The sequence below is a fragment of the Streptomyces sp. AcH 505 genome (assembly GCF_000818175.1).
Classification (GTDB): domain Bacteria; phylum Actinomycetota; class Actinomycetes; order Streptomycetales; family Streptomycetaceae; genus Streptomyces.
The window spans coordinates 1-8,354 of record NZ_JTIY01000001.1 but is presented as its reverse complement, the minus strand read 5'-3'; the positions used below and the strand labels follow the sequence as shown (position 1 = coordinate 8,354).

Here is an 8,354-nt window from a genome sequence, read left to right as displayed (position 1 = left end):
GGCGGGGCCGCTGCTGGCGGCGACCGCCCTGGGTACGGCCGCGCTGTTCGCTGTGCGGTGGGCCCGCCGGCGTATGCCCAGTGCGGCATAACGAGCGCCCTCGTCGTCGCCGTCGCCGGGGCCCCAGCCGCGCGTGCCGCCTGGCCATCACGCTCAGCGTGTGCTCGCTGCTGGTGACCGGAGTCGTGAAGGGGTGCGGCGGCGAGGAGCCCGCCGCCGCACCCCAGCTCGGCAAGGCGCGCGCCGCGGGGGCGGCCGTCACCGCACAGGCCCGACCGGTGGTCAACCACGCTCCGCTGCCGCCGTCGGCGCCCAAGAAGGTGGCGGTGCCGGGCATCATGATCGAGGCTCCGGTCATGCGACTGTCCCTCGCCCGGGACGGCCGGCTCGGTACGCCGCCGATGAGCAAGCCGCGCTGGGTCGGCTGGTACGCGGCCGGCCCGTCCCCCGGCGAACGGGGAACAGCCGTCGTCGTGGGGCACCGTGACACCACGACGGGCCCCGCGATCTTCCTCAACCTCAACGCGCTGCACCCCGGTGACCTCGTCAAGGTGCGGCGGGCCGACCACCGTACGGCGGTCTTCACGGTCGACTCCGTGAAGACGTACACGCGGGGGTCGTTCCCGAACCGGCAAGTCTACGGCGACACGGGCCGCGCCGAACTCCGGCTTCTCACCTGCGGCGGCCGGTTCGACCACAAGAAGGGCTACTCCGCGAACGTCGTGGTCTTCGCCCACCTCACCGGCGTCACCACCCCGTGACCGGGGTGTCCACCTCGATCCACGGCGCGTCCACCGCGACCCGGTCGAACGCGTCATGGGTCAGGGCGTGCGGCGGCCGTTGTCGCATCCGCCTTACCCGCAGCGCCGTGGGTGGGTTCGGCTGTGCGGGTGAGGCGGCTGTGTCTGTCAGATGTCGGCGAGGCGGGGAATGACGGTCCTGCCGATCGTCTCGATGTATTCGACCGGGTCCGGGGTGCCCGGCATCACCTGGACGTGATCGACGCCGAGCCGCGCGTACTGTTCCATCTCTGCGAGGAACCCGTCGGGGTCGGCGAACGGGTCCCCGCCCAGGATGGTCTTCTCGATCTCGGCGATGTCGCGGCCCTCGCGCTCGCAGTGCTCGGCCAGCACCCGCAGCTTGTGGGCGACTTCGTCGGGGGTCGTGGCGAACAGGTTGCACGCGTCGCCGTACTTGGCGACCAGGCGCAGCGTCTTCTTCTCGCCGCTGCCGCCGATCAGGATCGGCGGGTGCGGCTGCTGCAGCGGGCGCGGGGAGCAGATCGTCTCGGCGAGCTGGTAGTGCCGCCCGTTGTACGGGCCTTCGTCGTCGCTCCACATCTGGCGGACGATCTGCAGTGTCTCCTCCAGCAGTTCGAAGCGCTCGGCGACCGGCGGGAACGTCACACCGTACGCGCGGTGTTCGCGCTCGTACCAGGCCGCCCCGATACCCAGCATCGCGCGGCCCCCGGACAGTACGTCCAGGGTCGTCACGGTCTTCGCCAGCAGCGCGGGGTTGCGGTACGTCACACCCGTGACCAGCAGACCGAGCCGTACGCGGCTGGTCCTGGCCGCCAGGAAACCGAGGGAGGTGTACCCCTCCAGCATCGGGTCCTGGGCGGTGGCCAACTGCTCCATCTGGAGCCAGTGGTCCATGAGTGTGACCCAGGCACAGCCCGCGTCGTCGGCGCTCTCGGCGGCCTTGGCCAAGGTTTCGGCGAGCGAGGGCGCGCCCCCCGGCAGGGTGTGGTTGGCGAAATGGATGCCCAGTTTCACGGCGATTCCTCTGTCTGTGGTCGTGACGTGTCTGTAGTCGTGACGCCGGCCCGGTCCTGCGCGGCGTCGTCAGCAAGAGCCTGGCACTTCCGATCAGCCGGCCGGGAAGCTGACACGGGTCAGATCCTCGGAAATTGTCCACATCCGTGTCGCTTCGCTCTCGTCACGCGCGGGCTTGTAGACGTCCTGCTCGGCGGGTGCGCCGCCGAGGTGCTGGAAGCCGCTCGGCCCGTAGAAGGCGCCGCCGCGCGCCGCCGGGCCGGTCGCCGCGTACAGCGCGGGCAGCGGACCGTCCTCCAGTGGCTGGAAGAGGAACCCGGCCCGGGCGAACGCGCGGATCAGCCTCAGCGGCGGCGCGTCCTTGGTCCTGCCCATGTGCGGCTGCGCGGCCAGCAGATTGCTGGGCGTGATTCCCGGGTGGGCCGCGTTGCTGGTGATGCCCCAGCCGCCGGCTTGGCTGCGCCGCTCCAGCTCCAGGGCGAACATCAGCACCGCGATCTTGGACTGACTGTAGGCGCGGCTGCCGTTGTACGAGTCTTTCCAGGCCAAGTCGTCCCAGTTGATGCCGCCGGTGCGCGCGCCGACGCTTGTCTGGGAGGTCACGCGCGCCGACCCCGCGCGCAGCAGCGGCAGGAGGTGGGCGGTGAGGGCGAAGTGGCCCAGGTGGTTGGTCCCGAACTGCAGCTCGAAGCCGTCCTCGGTCTCCTGACGGGCGGGCGGAGTCATCAAACCGGCGTTGTTGACAAGGATGTTGACGGGCCGGGCCTCGCCGTTGAGCGTCGCGCCGAGCGCGGCGACGGAGGCCAGCGACGCCAGGTCCAGTTCGCGGGTGGACACCTTCGCCGCGGGGTGGTCGGCCTTGATCCGCTCGACGGCCGCCGCGCCCTTGGCCGCGTTACGCACCGGCAGGACGACATCGGCCCCCGCCGCGGCGAGCCGCCCGGCCAGCCCGAGCCCGATCCCGTCGCTGCCGCCGGTCACCAGGGCCAGCTTGCCGGACAGGTCGGGCACGGTGAGATCAAGCGTGGAACGGGACATCAGCTGCTCCTTCATGATCACGGCCGGAACAGCCCCTTTACCCGTATGTCCAAGGGAATTACCGGCCGCTCACGGACAACACTCGCGCGGTCGCGCACATGGATGAAGGCACAACAGATCCAGGGACCGCCGATCCCCCCTTCGCGCGCGTGCCGGAGGTCAGCCGCCGGCGGGGGCGTACTGCGCGGCCTGCGCGGCGAACATCGCGGCGTACCGCCCCTGGGCTGCGACGAGTTCGTCGTGGCTGCCGTGCTCGGCCAGCCGTCCGTGGTGCAGGACGTAGATACGGTCGGCATGGCGGACGCCGGACATGCGGTGGGTGACGAGGACGACGGCCCGGTGCGGCGCGGTGAGCCTGCGGATACGGTCGAAAGCGGCGATCTCGGCCTCCGGGTCGAGGGCGGAGGTCGGCTCGTCCACGATGAGGACGCTGTCGGCCTGTGACGTCGAACTGCGCCAGTGGGTACGGGCCAGGCCCACCTTCTGCCACTCACCGCCGGACAGTTCGCTGGCCCCGCGGAACATCAGCGCCAGCAGGCTCCGCAGGCCGTCGGGCAGTTTCTCGATGACCGGTCCCGCTCCCGCGTAGTCGATGGACGGCTGGAGGTCGCCGGGGGCCGCCTCGTGGGACGGCCGGCCGATGCGGATGTTCAACGCCGCTGTCACGGGCCAGCGTTGGAAGTCCTGGGTGAGCAGGGATACCCGGTCGAAGACCTCGGAACGGTCCAGCGAGGCCACATCGGCGTCGCCCCACAACACACTTCCGCCCTGCGGGAGCAACAGCCCCGACAGCACCTTCATCAGTGTGCTCTTGCCCGAGCCGTTCTCGCCGACCACGGCGGTGACCGAGCCCATCGGCAGAGTGAGTGACACCCCGTCCAGCGCGGGGAAGTCACGGTCCGGGTAGCGGTACGTGACATCGGCGAGGACGACTTCGCGTACCCGCAGGGGAACCGGATCGCCGCCGCCGGGGATGGTGCGCCGCTTCGCCTCGGCCAGGAAGCGGGAGTGGTCGCGCACGTACAGCGACTCCTCGTGCAGTGTGTTGAGTTGCATCACCAGGGCGCCCAGGCTCGCCGACCCGGAGCGTACGGCGATCACGGCGGTGCCGGCGACGGCCAGGCTCATGTGCCCGCTGACGGTCAGCCAGAACATGGCGCCGTACGTCGCCGCCATGGCCACCCCGGACAGTGCCGCGGCCACCCACTCGGTGACGGCCTTGCTCGCCGCCAGCCGCTCCTGCTCCGCCTCGGCGCTCTCGGCCATGCGCTCGTAACGGCTGAGCAGGAAGCGCCCGACGGCGTGGATGCGCACTTCCTGGGCGGCGGTGCGTTCGGTGAGCAGATTGCCGATGAGGCGGCTGGCCCGGACATGCTCGATCCAGCTCATGGCCGACACGTACCGCTCCTGCGCCACGCGCATCGCACCCCAGCCGCGCGGCGCCGCGATGAGGATCAGCATGGGCAGCAGGAGCGGATGCAGGATGGTCAGGACACCGGCCGTGGAGACCAGCGAGATGGTGCCGTTCAGCGCGGCCACACAGGCCCCGATCATGCGGCTCGCGGATGCGGCGCCGTACTGGGCGACGTCGATCAGCCGGCGGAACTGCGGGTCCTCGATGGCCTCCAGCTCCACCGAGGCCGCTGCGGCCAGGTACTGCGTCGTGGCGATCCGCTCGACGAGAGGTTCCAGCCGTCCTGCCCGCGAGGTGGACCAGCCGGCCAGGGCCGAGTTGACGACGGCGGCCCCGGCGCCGGCGAGCACGCCGGGCAGCAGCGCGTGCAGCCGCTCCACCGGTGTGCCCGCGCCGAGCAGCGCGTGCATGACGGCGTTGACCGCGAGCAGTCCGACGGCGGCCGCCACGCCCTGGCCTATCTCGCTGACGGCGACGGCGAGCAACGCCCGCCGGTCCGCGTGCCACGCGATCCGCAGGGTCGCCCCGACGAGCCTCGGCATCGAGCGCAGAGCGGACAGCAGGGTCAGGTCGAGCGCTGCGTGCTCGTGCTGGGACCAGCCCATGTCGTACCGTAACGGGCCGCCGAACAGCTCCTGTTCGGCGTCGGAGACCTGCGGCTCGGCCATCCGTACGCGTCCGAAGAGTCTTCTCACGGGCTGCCTCCCAGAGCGGATCCGCCGGCGCCTGTCGGCGGTTCGCGAAGTGCCGTCGCCGCGAAAGCCGTCGCCGTGACAGCGCTACCCGGAGGACGGGCCGGGCAGTCCGGGGCCCGGAGGCGGCAGGCGGTCGCACGGGAGCATCACGCGGCGCGCGGGCGCCGGGACCGTGGCGGCGCCGGGACCGTATCGCCGGTGGGCACGTCGCGGCGGTGGGCCCGCATGGAAGGCCGGTCGGCGTGACGGAGCCGGTCAGATCTGGGCGTGCCCGCCGTCGGCGAAGAGTTCGGCCCCGTTGACGAAGCTCGACGCGTCCGACGCCAGGAACAGCGCCGCCGTGGCGATCTCGGCAGGGTCGGCGACCCGGCCAAGCGGGACCTTCGCCGCGAAGGAGTCCAGCAGCTCCTGTTCCTGACCGGGCTCGGCAAGTCCGAGGAGACCAGGGGTCTTTGTGGGGCCCGGGGTCAGGACGTTGACCCGGATACCGCGTCCCCGCAGGTCGACCGCCCAACTGCGGGCGAAGCTCCGCACCGCGGCCTTGCTCGCCGCGTAGACGCTCATGCCGGGCCCGTCGACCCTGGTCGCTGTGGTGGAGCCGATGAGGATCACCGAAGCGCCGTGCTCCATCAGCGGGAGTGCCTGTTGCACGGTGAAGAGCAGGCCCTTGACGTTGGTGTCGAACGTGGCGGCGTAGTGCTCCTCGGTGATCGTCCCCAGCGGTGCGCCACCGCCGCCTCCCGCGTTGGCGACCAGGATGTCCAGCCGGCCCTCGCGCTCCTCGACGGTCCGGTACAGGGCGTCGATCGCGGCGAGGTCGGCCACGTCGGTGCGTACACCCGAGGCGCGTGGGCCGATCGCAGCGACCGCGGCGTCCAGCTCCGCCTGTCTGCGGCCGGTGATGAACACGCGGGCGCCCGCCGCGGCGAGCGCTGCGGCGATGGCGCGGCCGATACCCGAGGAGCCCCCGGTGACGAGGGCGGTCTTGCCGTCGAACGATGCGGCTGGTGCGGTCATGGCGATTCTCCGTGACGGGACAGACGGGACGGACAGGACAGACGGGACGTAGGTCGAGCAGGTCGTCCCCCCACTGTCACGCCGAGCATCGATCACGTCCAACGATGGCTCATGCTGGGCGTCAGCACCGCGAGCGATAATAAAAGCCATGGAACTACGCCATCTCGAATACTTCCTCGCCGTCGCCGACACCGCCAGTTTTACGCGCGCGGCGAGCCGGCTGAACGTCGTCCAGTCGGGGGTGTCCGCCACGGTCAAGTCGCTGGAACGGGAGCTGGGTTCGGCCCTGTTCGTGCGCAGTCCCCAGGAGATCACCCTGACGGCCGCCGGGCGCGCCTTCCTGCCCCGGGCGCGGGAGACACTGGACGCCGCACGCGCCGCCAAGGACGCCGTCCACCGGACGCAGGGCGCCCTGCACGGCACGGTCACGGTCGGCACACTGACCTCGATCGACCTGGTCGACCTGCCCGGGCTGCTGACCGAGCTGCACGAGCGGCATCCCGGTGTCACGGTCCGGCTCAGGGCCGCGGTGGCGGGCTCGCTGGGCCTCGCCGACCACCTGCGCGACGGGCGGCTCGACGTGGCGTTCCTGTCCCTGCCGGGTCCCTCGCCCGCGGGGCTGGACACCAGGCCGCTGGCCGTCGCGCCTCTGCTGCTCTACGTACCCCGGGCCCACCCACTGGCCGGCGCCGGCCAGGTCTCCCTGGCGCAACTGGCCGAGTTCCCGTTCGTGGACTCCCCGCCGGGCTTCGGCAACCGCATGGTGGTCGACCGGGCCTTCGCCTCCGCGGGGGTGGAGCGGGAGGTGACCCTGGAGGTCGCCGACATCGGAACCGCCGTCACGTTCATTCGCGCCGGGCTCGGCATCGGCTTCCTCAGCCGCTTCCTCATCCACGACCTGACGGGGCTCGACGTCCTGCGGGTCGCCGACCACGAACTGACCTGGCAGCTCGGCGTCGCCACCGCAGCGAACCGCCGCCCCGGCGCGACCACCGAGGCCTTCCTCGACCTGCTCCGCGAGCGGCACCCCGCCCTGCGGCAGCTGGGCGGACCGGACGACGACAGGCCGTAGCCGCCCTGCCCTCTTGTCCTGCCCTCTCGTCCTGCCCTCATGTCCGGCGCTCCCCTCCGGCGCTCCTCTCCGGCGGTGTCGGATTTCAGGCGGTCCGCCTCTTGACTTCTCCGCGCCATCTGAGTGACTGTTGCTCCCGATAAGCAAACCGGTTTGCAAACGAGGAGTGCAGATGGCGGAGACGGGCGGTACGCCTGAGGTGGTCCCTGGGCAAACCGGTTTGGAGACTGAGGGCTCAAAAGGGCCCGCCACCATCTCGGACGTCGCCGCGCGGGCCGGAGTGAGCAAGACGACCGTCTCGCACGTGCTCTCCGGCCGGCGCCCGGTCTCCGAAGCCACCCGCCGCAAGGTGATGCGGGTGGTCGAGGAGATGGGGTTCCAGCAGAACTTCTTCGCACTCGGCCTGTCGGGCCGCCGCAGCCAGACCATCGCGCTGGTCGTCCAGGACCTGACCAACCCGTTCTATCCCGCCCTCGCCCGTGGCCTGCAGCAAGCGGTGGGTGAGCGCGAGTACGTCGTGCTCCTGGCGGACGTCGGAGCGGGTACGCCCCCCATCGAGGCCTTCCTCAACGAGGCAGTGCAGCGCCGGGTGGACGGGGTCGTCGTCGCCGCCGTCGACGTACCGGACCGGATGCTGGAGCCGCTGCTCGGCTCGGGCGCCCGGGTGGTGACCGTCGGCTCGCCCCGGCACGGCACCTCCACCGACGTGGTGTCGTCCGACGACGAGCGGATCGCCGCCGACGCCGTCAGCTACCTGCACGGACAGGGCCATCGGACCCTGGGCATCATCTCGGGACCCAGCCGGGTCGCCCCCGGCTCCGCGCGCCTCGGCGGCTACCGGCAGGCCCTGCGCGACCACGGCCTGCGGCCCCTGCGGGCCGCCGAGGCGGAGGGGGACTGGACGCGGGAGTCCGGGGCCAAGGCGATGAACCAGCTCATGGACCTGGAGCGGCGGCCCACCGCCGTGTTCTGCGCCAACGACCTCATGGCGATCGGCGCGCTCGACGCGGCCCGTTCGCTCGGGCTCGCCGTCCCCGCCGATGTCGCCGTCCTCGGGGTGGACGACATCGACGCGGCCAGCCTCGTCAGCCCTTCCCTGACCACGGTGCGGGTCCCCGCCCAGGAGATCGGGCGGGTGGCGGGCGAGCTGTTGCTCGGCCGCATAGACGACCCCTCGGGAACGCCCCGCCGCGTCCTGGTCCAGCACCACCTCGTTCATCGCGAATCTGCCTGAGGAGCTCACCGCTCGTGCACGACGTACTCGACCCACGCGATCTCGTCCCCGACGAAGCCGAACAGCTTCTGTCGTCGGGCCACGCCGCAGAAGAACTGCTGGCGGCGGC

Annotated in this window: 7 protein-coding genes; 3 read left to right on the top strand and 4 right to left on the bottom strand. The window is 71.5% G+C overall.

The features are described from left to right. Positions 1–146 precede the first annotated feature (146 nt). Entirely contained in the window at positions 147–761 is a 615-nt protein-coding gene (locus tag HY68_RS00035; protein WP_041994873.1) for a class F sortase, read from the top strand. A gap of 147 nt (positions 762–908) precedes the next feature. On the opposite strand, the gene HY68_RS00030 is transcribed toward HY68_RS00035, so the two are convergent. The 4 genes from HY68_RS00030 to HY68_RS00015 all read right to left on the bottom strand — a co-directional run bounded on the left by HY68_RS00030 (position 909) and on the right by HY68_RS00015 (position 5,939). Continuing rightward, positions 909–1,775, bottom strand: a complete 867-nt coding sequence (locus tag HY68_RS00030; protein WP_041983139.1) for an LLM class F420-dependent oxidoreductase — start codon at positions 1,773–1,775, stop codon at positions 909–911. 93 nt (positions 1,776–1,868) lie between these two features. Then, positions 1,869–2,813, bottom strand: a complete 945-nt coding sequence (locus HY68_RS00025; protein WP_041994871.1) for an SDR family oxidoreductase — start codon at positions 2,811–2,813, stop codon at positions 1,869–1,871. Positions 2,814–2,972: 159 nt separating this feature from the next. Further along, a complete protein-coding gene (locus tag HY68_RS00020; protein ID WP_041983138.1) occupies positions 2,973–4,895 on the bottom strand; it encodes an ABC transporter ATP-binding protein in 1,923 nt (640 codons plus the stop codon). Between the two features lie 282 nt (positions 4,896–5,177). Further along, the gene (locus tag HY68_RS00015; RefSeq protein WP_041983137.1) at positions 5,178–5,939 is read right to left on the bottom strand and encodes an SDR family oxidoreductase; all 762 of its coding nucleotides are present in this window, start codon (positions 5,937–5,939) and stop codon (positions 5,178–5,180) included. Positions 5,940–6,087: 148 nt separating this feature from the next. Between HY68_RS00015 and HY68_RS00010 the strand changes: the two genes are divergently transcribed. Together HY68_RS00010 and HY68_RS00005 are read left to right on the top strand one after the other, a co-directional pair. Continuing rightward, entirely contained in the window at positions 6,088–7,011 is a 924-nt protein-coding gene (locus HY68_RS00010; RefSeq protein WP_041983135.1) for a LysR family transcriptional regulator, read from the top strand. A 220-nt stretch (positions 7,012–7,231) separates the two neighbouring features. Further along, positions 7,232–8,245 (top strand): LacI family DNA-binding transcriptional regulator, encoded by a 1,014-nt coding sequence (locus HY68_RS00005; protein WP_198533171.1) that lies wholly within the window; start codon positions 7,232–7,234, stop codon positions 8,243–8,245. The last annotated feature ends 109 nt before the right edge of the window (positions 8,246–8,354 follow it).

Bases quoted from the DNA above. Each gene is read 5' to 3' on its own strand.
- HY68_RS00025 (WP_041994871.1), bottom strand. From the start codon at position 2,813: ATGTCCCGTTCCACGCTTGATCTCACCGTGCCCGACCTGTCCGGCAAG.
- HY68_RS00010 (WP_041983135.1), top strand. From the start codon at position 6,088: ATGGAACTACGCCATCTCGAATACTTCCTCGCCGTCGCCGACACCGCC.
- HY68_RS00020 (WP_041983138.1), bottom strand. From the start codon at position 4,895: ATGGCCGAGCCGCAGGTCTCCGACGCCGAACAGGAGCTGTTCGGCGGC.
- HY68_RS00015 (WP_041983137.1), bottom strand. From the start codon at position 5,939: ATGACCGCACCAGCCGCATCGTTCGACGGCAAGACCGCCCTCGTCACC.